The organism is Sphingomonas sp., from assembly GCF_024508665.1.
In the GTDB taxonomy this organism is placed as follows: domain Bacteria; phylum Pseudomonadota; class Alphaproteobacteria; order Sphingomonadales; family Sphingomonadaceae; genus Sphingomonas.
This window is the reverse complement of record NZ_JANINP010000006.1, coordinates 1,306,213-1,321,015: the sequence shown is the minus strand read 5'-3', so window position 1 is coordinate 1,321,015 and position 14,803 is coordinate 1,306,213. Positions and strand designations below refer to the sequence as shown.

At 65.7% G+C, this 14,803-nt stretch carries 12 protein-coding genes; 5 read left to right on the top strand and 7 right to left on the bottom strand.

Annotation, left to right across the window (positions count from 1 at the left end):
- Positions 1-198 precede the first annotated feature (198 nt).
- Positions 199-1,017 carry an aldo/keto reductase gene (locus Q0L25_RS15030; RefSeq protein WP_296615615.1) on the bottom strand — a complete coding sequence of 273 codons (819 nt, stop codon included), beginning with the start codon at positions 1,015-1,017 and terminating at the stop codon, positions 199-201.
- Positions 1,018-1,447: 430 nt separating this feature from the next.
- Here Q0L25_RS15030 and Q0L25_RS15025 point away from each other — a divergent pair, with 430 nt between their 5' ends.
- Positions 1,448-3,484: a M3 family metallopeptidase gene (locus Q0L25_RS15025; RefSeq protein WP_296615613.1), complete on the top strand. Its 2,037-nt coding sequence runs from the start codon at positions 1,448-1,450 to the stop codon at positions 3,482-3,484.
- A 133-nt stretch (positions 3,485-3,617) separates the two neighbouring features.
- The gene (locus tag Q0L25_RS15020) at positions 3,618-4,157 is read left to right on the top strand and encodes a topology modulation protein (protein WP_296615612.1); all 540 of its coding nucleotides are present in this window, start codon (positions 3,618-3,620) and stop codon (positions 4,155-4,157) included.
- Between the two features lie 22 nt (positions 4,158-4,179).
- On the opposite strand, the gene Q0L25_RS15015 is transcribed toward Q0L25_RS15020, so the two are convergent.
- Together Q0L25_RS15015 and Q0L25_RS15010 are read right to left on the bottom strand one after the other, a co-directional pair.
- Positions 4,180-5,037 (bottom strand): PAS domain-containing protein, encoded by an 858-nt coding sequence (locus Q0L25_RS15015; protein ID WP_296615610.1) that lies wholly within the window; start codon positions 5,035-5,037, stop codon positions 4,180-4,182.
- A 524-nt stretch (positions 5,038-5,561) separates the two neighbouring features.
- Complete coding sequence (locus tag Q0L25_RS15010) at positions 5,562-6,056, bottom strand: MarR family winged helix-turn-helix transcriptional regulator (protein ID WP_296615608.1); 495 nt, start codon at positions 6,054-6,056, stop codon at positions 5,562-5,564.
- An 88-nt stretch (positions 6,057-6,144) separates the two neighbouring features.
- Here Q0L25_RS15010 and Q0L25_RS15005 point away from each other — a divergent pair, with 88 nt between their 5' ends.
- On the top strand, positions 6,145-8,205 hold the full coding sequence (locus tag Q0L25_RS15005) for a M13 family metallopeptidase (protein WP_296615606.1): 2,061 nt from the start codon (positions 6,145-6,147) through the stop codon (positions 8,203-8,205).
- A 115-nt stretch (positions 8,206-8,320) separates the two neighbouring features.
- A complete protein-coding gene (locus tag Q0L25_RS15000; protein WP_296615604.1) occupies positions 8,321-9,037 on the top strand; it encodes a thioredoxin domain-containing protein in 717 nt (238 codons plus the stop codon).
- A gap of 16 nt (positions 9,038-9,053) precedes the next feature.
- Here Q0L25_RS15000 and Q0L25_RS14995 read toward each other — a convergent pair whose 3' ends face one another.
- From Q0L25_RS14995 to Q0L25_RS14980, 4 genes are all read right to left on the bottom strand, one after another.
- On the bottom strand, positions 9,054-10,310 hold the full coding sequence (locus tag Q0L25_RS14995) for a D-serine ammonia-lyase (RefSeq protein WP_296615602.1): 1,257 nt from the start codon (positions 10,308-10,310) through the stop codon (positions 9,054-9,056).
- Positions 10,307-10,663: a RidA family protein gene (locus tag Q0L25_RS14990; RefSeq protein WP_296615600.1), complete on the bottom strand. Its 357-nt coding sequence runs from the start codon at positions 10,661-10,663 to the stop codon at positions 10,307-10,309. Before Q0L25_RS14990 ends, Q0L25_RS14995 begins: the two co-directional genes overlap by 4 nt.
- A 25-nt stretch (positions 10,664-10,688) precedes the next feature.
- Positions 10,689-11,942: a D-amino acid dehydrogenase gene (locus tag Q0L25_RS14985; RefSeq protein ID WP_296615598.1), complete on the bottom strand. Its 1,254-nt coding sequence runs from the start codon at positions 11,940-11,942 to the stop codon at positions 10,689-10,691.
- 124 nt (positions 11,943-12,066) lie between these two features.
- Positions 12,067-13,371, bottom strand: a complete 1,305-nt coding sequence (locus Q0L25_RS14980) for an MFS transporter (RefSeq protein WP_296615596.1) — start codon at positions 13,369-13,371, stop codon at positions 12,067-12,069.
- 187 nt (positions 13,372-13,558) lie between these two features.
- Between Q0L25_RS14980 and Q0L25_RS14975 the strand changes: the two genes are divergently transcribed.
- Entirely contained in the window at positions 13,559-14,803 is a 1,245-nt protein-coding gene (locus Q0L25_RS14975) for a glutamate carboxypeptidase (RefSeq protein ID WP_296615593.1), read from the top strand.

The window sequence follows — 14,803 nt, the reverse complement described above, 5'->3', positions numbered from 1 at the left end:
TGACGATCTGCCGCCAGATTATTGCCAGACGTTCGAAATACGCAGCCAAGCGGGCGGGCATGCCCGCCCAGCAAGGTCGCTCATCGCGGTATGGCGTCCGCCCGGTGATGGCATCGGCGCCCCTCTCAGGTAGCCTGATCAGCTATGAGGTCAAACAGCCCCGTTTCAGGAATTCCAGCATTGCCTGGACGGGTGCAATCATTGGGCTCTGGCCAGACTGTCCAAATACGCCATGTCGTCCGGCCCGATGACGAAGTCGATGTCGGCATTCTCCTTCATGCGCTCGGGATGCGTCGTCTTCGGCAATGGCGCGAGGCCTTTCTGGACCACATAGCGATTGCAAAGCTGAGCCACCGACCGGCCATATCGTGCCGCCACGGTCGGGAGTTCCGCTCTTGCGAGCAGGCGCCCATGGGCGAGCGGCGAATAGGCTTGCAGGACGATTTCCTTGGCCGCACAATAGGCAATAGTTGCGTCCTGATCGCTGCCGATCCCAAAGGGAATCTGATTGACCATCGGGATGATCCTCGCCGTCTCCGACAGGGCGTCGAGGTCGGCCCCGTTGAAATTCGAAACGCCGATGGCCCGCACCCTGCCTTCTGCCCAAATCTCTTCGAGGACGCGCCAGACCTGACGATTTCCTTCGGTGCAATCGCGGCCGATATCGTCCCATGGCCAGGGGGCGTGGATGAGATAGAGATCGAGATAATCGAGGCCCGTCTGGGCCATGGTTTCCTCGAAGCTTGCCCGGGCCGCATTGGGTTCCTTGATTTCCGCGGGGAGCTTGGAGGTAATGAAGAGACTGTTGCGCGCCAGGCCGCTATCGCGAACGGCGCGTCCGACACTAGCCTCATTGCCATAGACGCGTGCCGTATCGATCGACCGGTAGCCGAGATCGAGCGCCGCGCTCACGGCCGCATAGGCTGGCTGGCCATCCGGAATAAGCCAGGTCCCCAGACCCAATACCGGCATGAGGACGCCATTCCTCAACACCAGAGATTGTTCATGGATAGTCATCGCGCGCCCCCATTTTTCGGGCGCCAAGCACCCTGACACTATCGGAAGATCGAACGCGCAACCGTCGCGTCGGCCACAACCTTGCCATGCGCTTGTCCGCGCATTCCTCGATTTCGCGCGTCTCTTGTCCTCCCCCGCCTTCCGATCGGGACCGGGCAACAAGCCGCGGGCCGGCAAGTCTTGCCGCTCACCTGTTTCTTCAGGCCAAGAGAATATACCGCGCCTTCAGACAGACCCGACCATCCCGTCGCCAAAACCATTGCGGCGATGGCTGCGACCGCACGTTCACGGAGCATCGTAAGCTTGCCGCACTGCTGCCGGTCGGACGTGGCGCCGCGCGGATTTCGGACAGCTGGCGCGGCGCTCGTGCGCGCAAGCCGCCGCACTGCGGCCGGCGCGTTTCCTGGCGTCCTTCTTGACGGAGTATTGGATGAACTCGCTTCTCGACCCCTTGCAGCTTCCGGATTTCGACAGGCTCACTCCGGAAGCCATAGCGGAGGCGCTCGACGAGGCGCTCGATCATCACCGGGCGGTTGTCGCGGACCTCGTCCACAGGCGCCCTACAAGCTTTGCCGAAGCGTGGTTGCCGCTCGAGCGGGCACAAACCAGGCTCGATGCCTTGTGGCAGGCCGCATCGCATTTGCGCGCGGTAGCCGACACGCCGGCGCTGCGCGACGCGCACGCCAAGGGCCAGGCGCTCCTGACCGAGAACAGCATGGCCGTCGGCCAGAATCGAGCGCTCTATGAATTGCTGCGTGATATCGCGCTGTCGCCCGAGATGCTCAGCCTCGCCGACGAGGACAAAGCGGCACTCGACCATGCCATCCGCAGCTTTCGGCTGGCCGGCGTCGCGCTCGAACCCGACGCACGCGCGCGGTTCCGTGAGATTTCGCTCGAACTTTCCGATCTGGGCACCGCGTTCGGGAGCGCGGTCCTCGACGCGACCGAGGCCTGGTACGAACATATTACCGATGCCGAGCGGCTTGCTGGCTTGCCCGAGCCAGCCAAGGCGATGTGCGCCGCTGCCGCCGCCGCGCGCTCGCTCGAGGGCTGGGTCGTCACGCTCCAGCAGCCCAGCATCCAGGCTGTGCTGACTTTCGCCGAGGACCGCGCCCTGCGCGCTTCGGTCTACCAAGCCGCCGGGACGCGCGCGTCCGATCAAGGCCCGCATGCCGGCCAATTCGATAACAGCGCGCGAATCGCCCGTACCCTCGAGTTGCGCCGGGAAGCGGCGATGTTGCTTGGCTATGCCGACAGCGTCGAACATTCGTTGGCAACGAAGATGGCGCCGGATGGCGACGGCGTGCTCGCCTTCCTTCGCGACCTCGCCAGCCGGGCAAAGACTGCAGCGGCACGCGATCTCGCCGAGCTGCAGGATTTCGCCAAGGATCAGCTCGGTATCGACACGCTCGAGCCCTGGGACGTGGGCTTTGCGGCCGACAAGTTGCGCGAGGCGCGCTACGCGATAAACGAGCCCGAGATCATGACCTATTTCCCGGCCGAGCGCGTCATGGCGGGCTGGGAACGATTGCTGGAACGGTTGTTCGGGATCCGCCTCGCGCGCCGGGAGGACGTCATGCTCTATCATCCCGACGCGATCTATTTCGATGTCGCCGACGAGGACGGCACGCAGATTGCGGGGCTGTACCTCGACCTTCATGCACGCGCGGGCAAGCATGCCGGTGCCTGGATGGCCGAGGCCCGGCCGCGGCTCGACGACAGCAAGATGAGCCGGGTCCCGGTCGCGTTCATCGTCTGCAATTTCGCGCCGACCGGCAGCGCGCTGCCGCCCTTATTGAGTCATGACGACATCGTGACCCTGCTGCACGAGACAGGACATGCGCTCCATCACATGTTCACCCGCGTCAACCGGCCATCCGTTGCCGGGACCGCGGGCTTCGAATGGGATGCGGTCGAGTTGCCGAGCCAGCTGATGGAGGATTTCGCCTGGGATCGCGATGTTCTGACCGCCATGTCCGGTCATGTCGAGACTGGCGCACCGCTACCGCCCGATCTCTTCGACCAGCTGGTGGCAGCGCGCCACTTCCAATCCGGACTCCAGCTTCTGCGCCAGATCGAATTCTCGATGTTCGACATCGTCCTTCATCAGGGCACGCAAGGGTGCGACCCCATGGCCGTGCTGGAACGGGTCCGCGACGAAGTGGCAGTGACGCGGCCGCCGGACTGGCATCGCTTCCCGCATGCGTTCCAGCACATCTTCAGCGGTGGCTATGCCGCGGGCTATTACAGCTATTTGTGGGCCGAGGTGCTGGCGGCGGACGGGTTCGAGCGATTCGAGGAAGCCGGGCTGGTCGACCGGGCGACCGGCAGGCTCCTGCGCCGGGAAGTGCTGGAGCGCGGGGCGACGCGGCCGGCAGCCGAGAGCTTTCGCGCCTTTCGGGGCCGCGATCCCGATCCGGCGGCGATCTTGAGGCGCCGCGGGCTTGCCGGAACGCCGGCCGGCTGAAAGGCGCCTGGAAATGGGGGGTCCTGGCGAATGCGCCGCCCGTGTCCGGCCTGGATTTTTGCGGATCGACCAGCGCTCGCCCGTTTCCCCGATCAATCGGTGTCATCCCGAGAGGCCAGCGGGAAGGTGAGCGATGCAGAGGATCATGATCATCGGGCAGCCAGGCTCTGGCAAGAGCAGGCTCGCCCGAACCCTTGGCCGTATCACCGACCTGCCGGTCATCCATATCGACACCATCCATTGGCGGCCGGGATGGATCGAGCGCGCCGCGGCCGAAAAGACCCGATTGTGCCTCGATGTCGAAATGGGCGATCGCTGGATATTCGAAGGCGGGCATTCGGCGACCTGGGAAAACCGGATCTCGCGCGCCGACATGCTCATCTGGCTCGATCGCGGTACCCTTATCCGCATATGTCGGGTCATCTGGCGAGCCGCTCTCCATATCGGGAGGACACGCCCCGACCTTCCCCAGGGCTGCCCGGAAAGATGGTCGATGTTGCCGGACTTCCTCCGATATATCTGGCGATCACGGCTGAGCGCGCGCGAGCGGATGGCGAACCTGGTCGGGCGTGCGCCCGCCAGCTGCCGGGTGGTCGTCTTGCGCTCGAACCGCCAGGTCGCGCGGTTCGTCGCCGAGATCATCCGCGGCGACGGACCCACCGGTCCCGGATAAGCGGCCGGAAGATCGCGCGGCGCTATTGCCGGGTCGCGACCATCACTGCCCCTTCGCTGCGAAAGGAACCGCGCAATTCGGTGATCGCGCAGATCATCGGCAGTGTTTCCCCATCGTTCCGCAGGAATTCGGTCTCGAGGCGCCGTCCCCCTGCCCCCGACAGCACGTCCTCGATCGCCTGACGCAAATTGACGCGCTGACCGACGGGCACGAGGTCCGCGATCGCGACGCCGGCCAGCCGCGTGGCGGGCAATTGCAGGAATCGTTCGACCGCGGCATCGCACCGGTCGATCCGTCCCCGGACATTGAGCCAGAAATGGCCGATGCCGCCATGCATGGCCAAGGCATCGATCAACGCCTTTTTCCCATCCGCCAGGCGGTGCGCCGCTATGTCCTCGGTAATGTCATGGGCGAGGATGACGACGCCCTCCACGGTGCGGTAGGTCTCGATGCGGTGCCAGGTCTCGGCACCGAACAAGCCGGACAACTCGAACGAGGACGGCTCGCCCGATTGAGCGGTACGGTTGAAATAGCTTTGAAAGACGCTGCCTTCGAGCAGCGGCAAGTGATCGAGCAGGCGGCCCCCGACGAGGCGCCCGAGCGGCTTGCGCAGGACCGCATGCGCGGTGCGATTGGCAGTGACGATCCGCGCCGCATTGTCGACCACCAGAAGCAACATCGGGAGACGGTCGATGAGGCTATCCTCTTCGAGCGGCGAGCCACGCTCGTCCTTGGCCGCGACGATCGCATGATAGCTGGCGATCGGCAGCAACGCGTGCGTCTCGCGACCATGATGCGTCACGAGAACGGTCGTTCCGGCCTGGCTCAATTGCCCGAACCGGCGAGGCAATTCGGAAGCCCTGACACATATCTGTCCCACGTCCCGCCGCTCCTCCGCCCAAGTGTCGCCGGGCAGTCACGCCCGGCGTCGATGATGCGAGGCTAAGGCGGGGCATATTCTGGGTCCATGACAACAATATCCGTTCCGGCCGCGAAAGTTGGCTGCATTTATTGCGGCAATTGCGCCAATCGCCCGTTGACATTCCTTCAACTCAACGCGGGTAACATTTGCCGCTGACGAGCGTCGAATAAGAAGCATTTGGATATTTCGGCTGGGCATGCCTCGACGCGTCGGCGACGAGCATCATGAAACGCGAAGTCGCCGCTCCGCAGTCGTTGCCGGCCATATTGTCGTCCGGGACGATCGCACCAGCTCCCGCCACTCTCTGCGCACGCGCGCGCAAGATTTATGCGGCGGCAGCCTAGCCGCGCGCCTGCCTATGCGGTGATCGCGAAGCTTGCGCGTTCATGCCGGTGAGCGCGCGCGCATGCCGACGAGCCCGAGGGGGGCTGGCGACGCGTGCAAACGGTCCGGACACTCCAGTCAACCAGGCCGGCGCGCGCTCAACTTGCACGCTCGGCCTCTTCTTTTGCCGTCACCCGCTCGGCAAATCCCTGGCGCTTGAGTGCAGCTTCGATCCGCCACAAGGCATCGAAAATATCGGCATCGGCGGAGGCGAGAAGGTCGCGATATGTGTCGACCAGGACCGGCCGGATCGCCAGCAGCCGTTCGGCCTGGGCATGGCCGGCGTCGGTCAGGGCCACCAATGTCCGCCTGCGGTCGATAGTATCGGGCGCGGTGGTCACCAGACCGAGCGCGCCCAGCCGCTTGAGGTAATTGTTGATGAGCGGATGCGATTGCCCGGTAATCGCCGCGATCGCGGTCACGCCGCACGGCCCGCGATCGTGCAGGAGGTGCACGACCGACACCAGGCGCGCCGGCACCATTATATCGTAGCGCTCGAAGAGAAGGTCGCACGCATCGGTGAAGCGGTTCGCCAGGCGCCGCAGGATATGCGGCAGCCAGATCACGCCCTGGGACTGGATGAAATCGTCCATGGTCGCAGATCATTACGCAATTATCGCCGGGTTGCAATATACGTCACTATTTACGTAAATATTGACATTATTTTCGGGAGACGGCGGAATGGCGAGGCGGGTGGGGTTGATCGTGGCGGCGGCCGGTCTGATCATGGCCAGTCTGGCGGCGCCAGCTTTTCCAGCCCCATCGCGATCGGCAGAAGCTGCCGGAAGGCCTAAATCAGGAATCGATCCTGCCGCACTCGACCCGGCCGTTCGTCCACAGGACGATTTCTACGGCTATGCGGTCGGCGGCTGGATCGCCCATGTCGACGCCCCGGCTTATTTTGCGGGCTGGAGCGCCAGCCGCGATCTCCAGCTGCGTGTCTATGAGGGACTCGACAAGGACATACGCGCGATTGCCGGGACCGCATCTGTGTCGGGCGACCAGCGCAAGCTCGCCGACCTCTATCGCACTTACATGGATGTCGCCCGCATCGACGCCGCGGGGCTTCGTCCCATTGCGCCTGCCTTGCGCGCGATCGACGCGGTCGCGACGCCCGACGATATTGTCCGGGCCATCGCGCGCCTCGGCGCACAAGGAATCGATATCGGTGTCGGCATCTGGGTGCACCCTGACGATCGCGACCCCAGCCGTTACATCGCCGATATCGTCCAGTCCGATCTGGGGCTACCCGATCGCGATTATTATCTCGGGCAGGAGGCGCGCATCGCGACCGTGCGCGCGGCCTATCGGCACCATGTCGCCCGTCTTCTCGAGCTGTCGGGCGTGGCGCAGAGCGACCGGCTGGCCGGCGCCATCCTCGATCTCGAGACGCGCCTCGCCGGCGCGCAATGGAGCGACACCGCGACGCGTGTGCCTGGCGCCACGGCGCATCGCATGACGCGGCGCGAGCTTCGCTCGGCCACCTCGCCGTTCGACCTTTCGCTATACGCCGATGGCATGGGCGTGCCGCGCGCGCAGGATCGCTTCAACCTCGCCGAGCCCGATTATGCCGCGGCCTTCGGCAAGGCGCTTGCCGAAATGCCCGCGCCGGTCTGGCGCGCCTATCTGCGTTATCGGCTGCTCGATCACCTCGCCCGTTTCCTGCCGCGGGGCTTTCGCGACGAGGCCGACCAGTTCTGGACGTTCGAGGTTGCAGGCGCAACCGCGGCCCGGCCGCGGTGGCTGAGGGCGATGACGATGATCGAAGACGCGATGGGCGACGCGATGGGGCGTCTTTATGTGTCACGCCATTTCCCGGCGAGCGCCAGGAGCGGCGCGACGGCGATCCTGGACAATGTCGTCACCGCCTTTCGCAAGCGGATCGCCGCCTCGACCTGGATGCACGAGGCAAGCAGGAAAGCGGCGCTCGACAAGCTCGATCGGCTGGTGATCCGGATGGGCGCGCCCGATCACGGCCGCGACTATGGCGCGCTCGCGATCGATCCGAGGGATCCCGTCGGCAATTGGTTGCGGGCCCGCACATTGCTGCAAGCAGGCGAGATCGCCAAGCTTTCGCGGCCGGTCGACCGCGAGGAATGGACGATGTCGCCACAATCGGTGAACGGCTATTATTCGGTAAGCCGCAACCAGGTGGTGTTGCCCGCAGCGCTTCTGCAGCCGCCCTATTTCGATCCCGCCGCTGACCCAGCGGCCAATTGCGGCGCGCTCGGCTTCTTCATCGCCCATGAACTGAGCCACGCATTCGATCGTGCGGGGAGCCAATATGACGGATCGGGCAAGCGGGTGGACTGGATGACGCCGGAGGACCGCAACGAATTCGAGCGCCGCGCCGATGCTCTGGTGCACCAATATGGCGGGTATGACGTCGCCCCGGGCCATCCGCTCGACGGCAAGCGCACGATCGGCGAGAACATCGCCGATACGGCCGGGCTGGCAATCGCGCTCGACGCCTACCGGCTGGCGCTTGGCGGCGCGCAGCCGCCGGCGCTCGACGGGTTCAGCGGATTGCAGCGTTTCTATCTGGGCTTTGCCCGCATTTGGGCGTCGGAGCCGGTCCGGACGCCAGCCGAGATCAATGCGGCGCTCACCGACACCCACGCGCCCGACCGGCTGAGGGTGACGGGTGCGCTCACCAACCAGGACGCCTTTTATGGGGCGTTCGGGATTCGTCCGGGAGACAAGATGTACCGCGCACCCGCCGACCGGGTGACCATCTGGTAGGAACGGACCCGCGCACCACGCGGCGGATGCGGCGCAGCCGGCTCCCGGTCGTTCGATGCCGTGACCGCCCGGCTTGTCGGTGAGCCGGCATCGAAGGGTTCGAGGAGGTGCTCCAATGACCAGGATCGTGTGGATCGCAGCCGCGGCATCGCTTGTCCTGGGCGCGAGCGCGACAGCCGGCGTGCCGGTCCCGGATGGCCGGCCAGAAAGATCCGTCGACTGGACCAAGGCGATCGCGCCGACGCCTGAGGGCGGAATGCGGATGGGCAATCCCAACGCCCGCGTGAAGCTCGTCGAATATGGCTCGCGGGTCTGTTCGCATTGCGCGCGGTTCGCCGCCGAAGGGTTACCAATGCTCGGGGCCGGCGATATCGCAAGCGGCGAGCTCAGCTACGAGTTTCGGGACTTCCCGGTGGCGGGAATCCTCGATCTCGCTCCGATCCTCCTTGGCCGTTGCGTCGCTCCGCAGCGTTATTTCCCGGTGCTCGACCGCATGTTCGCGGAACAGGACCGGCTCTTGGCCAATGCCGAACAGGTCGCCGACACGATCGATCGCAAGGCGTCGCCCAACATGGTCGCGCTCCAGCTGGCGGAAAAACTCGGCTATCTCGACCTGATGCAGCGCGACGGGTTCAATCGCGCGGCGCTGCTTGCTTGCCTCAGCGATCCACGCGGCATCCGGCGGATCGTCGCCGAGACATCGCGGGCGCGCCCCATCGTCAAGGGCACGCCGACATTCCTGATCGACGGCAAGCCCGTTGCCGGGGTCATGGATTGGGCAGGGCTTCAACCGGTGCTCGCCGGCCTGCTCGCGCGAGGAGCTCGGCCCTAGCGCGCCGGCGCCGGCCTTAACGGGCTAAAAGGGCTGAAAATTCGTCGGCGGGCAAGCGCGATCCCCCCGTCGCCCAGAACAGGTGATGGGCGTGTGCAAGATCGGGCCAACCGTGCGATCGTGCGGCGCTTGCCATCAACGGCGAATGGGCTGCCATGCTCGCCGCAGCCGAAGGCTCGAAGCGCAGGCCGTAGGTCAGCCAGGCGTCGCGCATGGCCATTATCATATCCTGATCGGTCACCGCGACGACCGCGTCGACGAGATTCCCGCAGGCCGAAAGCATGAGGTCGGACGCCCTTCCCACTGCCAGGCCATCGGCAATCGTGTCGTTATTGCCGCCATAGCTGGCGACATCCACTGGCTCGCACCCTCCCTGGATCATCGCGGCCATGACGCATGCAGAGGCCACCGGTTCGACAAAGACGGTGATGACGCTATCCCCGAAGCGGCGTTTGAGGCCAAGCGTGATGCCGCCCGGGGCGCCGCCGACGCCGCAGGGAAGGTAGACCACCAGCGGCCGCGCCGGCCCGATCTCCAGCCCTGCCCCGAGCAATTGCTCCTCGAGTTCGACGCCCGCCGCTGCATAGCCGGTCATCAGATCGCGGCTGCGCTCGTCATCGATGAAGTGCGCATCATCGGTCGCGGCCGCGGCACGCGCACGGGCAACGGTCGATGTATAGTCGCAATCATGTTCCACGACCGTCGCGCCGACCGCGCGCAAGGCCTCCTTCTTCCAGAGCTTGGCATCGCGGGACATGTGAATCTCGGCGCGAAGTCCGAAGGCCCGGGCGACGAGGCCGACACTATAGCCAAGATTGCCGGTGCTGGCGACGACCACCTTGCGGCCGGCCATGGCCGACCTCGATCCGGCGTCGAGGAGACAGCGATAATCATCGCCGCCGAGCAGACCCTGCGCGCGGGCCCTTTCCTCGACCAGCCGCAGCACTTCATGGACGCCGCCCCGCGCCTTGATCGACCCGGTCATCGGCAAGGCATGATCGCCTTTGACCCAATGCCGATCGGCGGACAGAGGGATGAGGGCGGACCGCACTCGACCGTCCCACTCTTGTTCGCCGAACAAGCCCGCCAGGACCGGCTCGAAGCGCCGGAAACGCTGGACGGCGGCCTCGACTTCGGCTGACGAAACGATCTCGCGAACCTCGCTCGAACGCGAGATTGCGGGCCGCAGCCAGACCGTCTGCCGTCCCTCGCGCAGCGATCGTGGAAACGGCGCCGCGCCCTCATCGATCGGACCGGCCGCCTGGCCGATCACGAGGCTTGAGCCAATGCCGCCACGACGATGATCTCGACCTTATGGCCGGGCGTCGCAAGCCGCGCTTCTCCCGTTGCCCGAGCCGGCGGATGGTCGCGATCGACCCACTCGTCCCAGACGGCATTCATCGCAGCAAAGTCGGTCATGTCGGCCAGCCAGATCGTCGCTGACAGGATGTGCGCCTTGTCGCTTCCCGCCTCGCGGAGCAAGGCCTCGATCGACGCCAGGATTTGAGCTGTCTGGTCAGCGACGCTCTCGCCAGGCGCACCGACCTGACCTGCCAGATAAACGGTGTCGCCATGAACGACGGCCTGGCTCATCCGGGCACCCGGCTGTATCCGCCTGATTGTCATAACATTTCCCTTTGCGGTTGGTGGATCAGCGATAGCGGGCGATCGACAGGTCATCGGCGTCGATTGCCGGACGCGTGCCGCTCATCAGGTCGGCGATCACATGGCCTGACCCGCACGCCATGGTCCAGCCCAGGGTGCCATGGCCCGTGTTCAGCCAGAGATTGGCAATCGAGGTCGGGCCGATCACCGGTGTCCCGTCCGGGGTCATCGGCCTCAGCCCGGACCAGAAGACGGCCGATCCTGGGTCGGCCGCGCCGGGAAACAGATCATCCAGGCAATGTTCGAGCGTTGCCCGTCGCCGACCGGGAAGGCTGTGGTCATGGCCGGCAATCTCGGCGGTGCCACCGACGCGAATCCGGTCGCCCAACCGCGTGATCGCGACCTTGAAAGTCTCATCCATCACCGTCGAACGGGGCGCCCGTTCAGCCCGGCCGACCGGCACTGTCAGCGAATAGCCCTTTACCGGATAGACCGGCAGCCTGAGGCCCACGCCGCGGGCAAGCGCTGTGCTGTCGCTGCCCGCGGTCAAAAGATACTGGTCAGCGACCATCGTGCCGCGGCTGGTATTGACCGCGGAAACCGCCCCGCCATCGAGCTCGACCCGGTTTACCGTCGTTTCGAACTGAAAGGTGACGCCACGGGCTGCGGCCAATCGCTGCAAGGCATTGACGAAGCTGAAGCAATCGCCGGTCTCGTCATCGGGCAATCGCAGGCCGCCCGCGATCTTGTGTTCGATATTCGCCAAAGCGGGCTCAGCACGGATGCAGGCCGCAGGGGTCAAGGCCTCGAAGCGAACGCCGGCGCTCGCGAGCACAGCGACGTCCTTTGCCGAGGCATCCACCTGCCTTTGAGTGCGGAACAGCTGGAGCGTGCCAAGACTGCGTTCGTCATAGGCAATGCCCGTGTCGGCGCGCAAATCGCGCAGCCGGTCGCGGCTGAACGTCGCCAACCGCACCATACGCTCCTTGTTGGTTGCGTAGCGGTCCGCCGTGCAATTGCCGAGGAACGAGCGCAGCCAATCCCAGCGCGCCCGGTCGGGAGCCAGGCGCAGGATGAGAGGCGGATGCTTGGCGATCATCCATCGGATCGCTCGCCGGGGAATGCCCGGGCCAGCCCAGGGCGCGGCATAGCCCGGCGATATCTGTCCGGCATTGGCGAAGCTGGTCTCGAGGCCCGGCCCGGCCTGGCGATCGATGACGGTCACCTCGTGACCCCGCTCGGCAAGATAATAAGCCGAGGTCACGCCGATGACGCCGCTGCCGACGATCAAGATCCTCATTGTCGATCCTGGCCAGGACGGAGATCGCCTGCGAAGCGAAAGCCAATCGCCGGTACCCGCGCGAGCCGGAAAGGCCCGTTTGGCGTGCGACTGAGGGGGTAGGTTGACGGCGCCATGGCTCCGATCACCGCCCGCGCATGCCGGCTTCGGCGCGCTTTCCCATGCCCTTCAACAGCGCCGCGCAGATGACGAGCGGCAATGCCATTACGCCGACGGTGACGACCGGATCGCCCCCGTGCGCGAACAGCACGCCGCCAAGGACGGGCCCGAGCGTCGCCCCGATCCGGCCTATCCCGAGCGCCAGGCCGGTTCCCGATGCGCGTGCCGTTGCGGGAAAGAGCGCGGGCACGACGGCATAATGGCTCGCCATCGCACCATAGAGAAACATGCCGAGACCAAGCGCCGCAACCAACAGAACCGCGTCGAGGTGAAGGGTCATCGCAACCAGCAGCGCGCAAGCAAAGGTAAGCAGGCAAAAGACCGCGCCCAGCGCCCTTGCCTTCCAGCGCGTCGTGCCGAGCGCGAACAGGATGTCGCCGACGACGCCGCCGAGACTCATCAGGATCGACGCCGAGACTCCGATGTGGATCGAGCGGCCCGCGCCGGTCAGGATAGTGGGAATCCAGCTCGACAAGAAATAGAAGGTCAGCATCATCAGGAAGAAGCCGGCGCAGATGCCGGGCGCGCCCGGGCTGCGCAGCGCGGCGGCCACACCGACTATCGACGCCTTGGGCACGGGCAGCGCCGCCACGGGCGGCCGGTTCATGCGGCGCAGCAGCGCATTGACGCGAACGAGCGCGTTGGGGGGGCGCCGCTCGATGAGAAAATCGAGCGAATCGGGCAAGGCAACGAGGACAGCGGGGACGAAGAGAAGCGAGATCAGCGCCCCGATCGCATAAACGAGCCGCCAGTCCATGCCGCCGAGGAAATAGAAAGCGAGTCCCCCGACGACACCGCCGGCAGGAAAGCCGGCGGCTTGGAGGCAGACGGCCATTTCCCGGCGTTGCTCGTTCGAGAATTCCGCGACCACGGTGTTGACTGCCGCCATCAGCGCCCCGACCCCGATGCCGGTAATCAGGCGGCCGATCAGCAAGGGCGCCAGAGACGCAGCGCTTGCCGTCGCGCCCATGCCGGCAGCGATGGTTGCGAGGCAGACCAGCACCGTCGCGCGTCGCCCCCAGCGATCGGCGAGGGGTGCGAGGAACAAGGCGCCCAGGATCATGCCGGCAGGACTTGCCCCCAGAAACAGGCCGACCGCCTCCGATCCCAGCGCGAAGTGGCGCGCGATCGCTGGTGCTGTAAAGCCCGCCGCCAGGATATCGAAGCCGTCCATCATGTTCATCAGGATGCACAGCACAACGGCGAGGACCTGAAACCCGGACATCGCCCCCAGCCGCACTGTGTCACGAGGATCGAAGGGAACGGCCATGCGAAATCCTTTGGCCCAAGGGCGGCAACGGCAACGATAGCTAGACGGCGGAACGGCGTCAGCAAATGGCTAAGGCACGACCTCCCCGTTGCGCCCCGCGCAACGCTTGGATGCCGGATTCGCCCTTTCCAGCCATCGATGACGCTCTAGGATCGGCCACCGCCAGCGGCATCCCAAGGAAGTTCCCATGCGCTACGCTCTTCTCGCGACGCTCCCCTGCCTGTTGATCGCGAGCCCGACGCCGGCCGCGGAGCGCGCGCAATCCCGGGCGCTTCGCCCACTCGTCGAGAAGGCGACGCCCGAGGCGCTCGCCTTGCTCGAGCGGTTGGTCAACATCGATACCGGGACGGGCGACCTCGAGGGCTGGAGCAAGGCGTCCGACGTCGTGACCGCGAAGCTCAAGGCGCTCGGCATGGAGCTCAGCACCGTGCCCGCGGAACAAGCGGGATTGCCCGACAATATCGTCGCCCGGATTGCCGGGTCGGGGCGCGGGCGCATCCTGATCATCGCCCATATGGACACGGTCTTCGAGCCGGGCACGGCTGCAAAACGGCCCTATCGGGTTGCGGGCGATCGCGCTTACGGTCCGGGCGTCAGCGACGAAAAGGCAGGATTGGTCACCGCCATCGCTGCGATCGGCGTGCTGCGGCAAGCCGGATTTCGCGATTTTGGCCAGATCACCTTGCTGATCGACAGTTCGGAGGAAAAGGGCTCGATCGGATCACGGCAATTGATCGCCCGGCTGGCGCGCGAGCATGAGGTTACGCTCAGCATGGAGCCCGGTCAAAATCCCGACAGCGTCGTCGTGTGGCGAAAGGGGACGCGCATCTACACCATCACCGTCAAGGGACGCGCCGCCCATGCCGGCGTCGCGCCGCAGGACGGCCGCAACGCGGCCGAGGAACTTCTCAACCAGCTCCAGCAGCTCGAAACGCTGCCCCGCAGCGGCGACGGGCTTACCGCCAATCTCACCATTTTGCAGGCGGGAAGCAGGGTCAATATCATTCCCGACCAGGCGTTCGCCAAGCTCAATGTCCGGGCGCGCGACAAGAAGGACTTCGACCGTGTCGATGCCGCGGTTCGCGCGGCGGCCGCCCGCCCGCGGATCGCGGATACGAGCATCACCGTCTCGGTCGAAAACGGCGCGCCGCCGCTCCCGCCCAATCCGCGCAGCGATGCGCTCGGGGCGATGGCGATCGCAACCTATGCCGAGATCGGCAGGACGCTCGGGGCAGACGGCAATGGCGGCGCGTCCGAATCGGCGGTCGCGTTCGAGGCGGGCAGCGCGGTGCTCGACGGCCTGGGCCCGATCGGCGACGATTTCCATTCCGATAAGGAGACACTCCACCTCGATACGGTCGGCCCGCGCATCTATCTTCTCGCGCGCCTTCTGCAGCGCCTTGGCGCCGCACCTGGAACAGGCCCCAATTGA

Coding starts and splice junctions, on each gene's coding strand:
- Q0L25_RS15020 (WP_296615612.1), top strand. CDS start 3,618: ATGCAGAGGATCATGATCATCGGGCAGCCAGGCTCTGGCAAGAGCAGG.
- Q0L25_RS15005 (WP_296615606.1), top strand. CDS start 6,145: ATGGCGAGGCGGGTGGGGTTGATCGTGGCGGCGGCCGGTCTGATCATG.
- Q0L25_RS14980 (WP_296615596.1), bottom strand. CDS start 13,371: ATGGCCGTTCCCTTCGATCCTCGTGACACAGTGCGGCTGGGGGCGATG.
- Q0L25_RS14975 (WP_296615593.1), top strand. CDS start 13,559: ATGCGCTACGCTCTTCTCGCGACGCTCCCCTGCCTGTTGATCGCGAGC.
- Q0L25_RS15030 (WP_296615615.1), bottom strand. CDS start 1,017: ATGACTATCCATGAACAATCTCTGGTGTTGAGGAATGGCGTCCTCATG.
- Q0L25_RS15025 (WP_296615613.1), top strand. CDS start 1,448: ATGAACTCGCTTCTCGACCCCTTGCAGCTTCCGGATTTCGACAGGCTC.
- Q0L25_RS15000 (WP_296615604.1), top strand. CDS start 8,321: ATGACCAGGATCGTGTGGATCGCAGCCGCGGCATCGCTTGTCCTGGGC.
- Q0L25_RS15010 (WP_296615608.1), bottom strand. CDS start 6,056: ATGGACGATTTCATCCAGTCCCAGGGCGTGATCTGGCTGCCGCATATC.
- Q0L25_RS14990 (WP_296615600.1), bottom strand. CDS start 10,663: ATGACAATCAGGCGGATACAGCCGGGTGCCCGGATGAGCCAGGCCGTC.
- Q0L25_RS14985 (WP_296615598.1), bottom strand. CDS start 11,942: ATGAGGATCTTGATCGTCGGCAGCGGCGTCATCGGCGTGACCTCGGCT.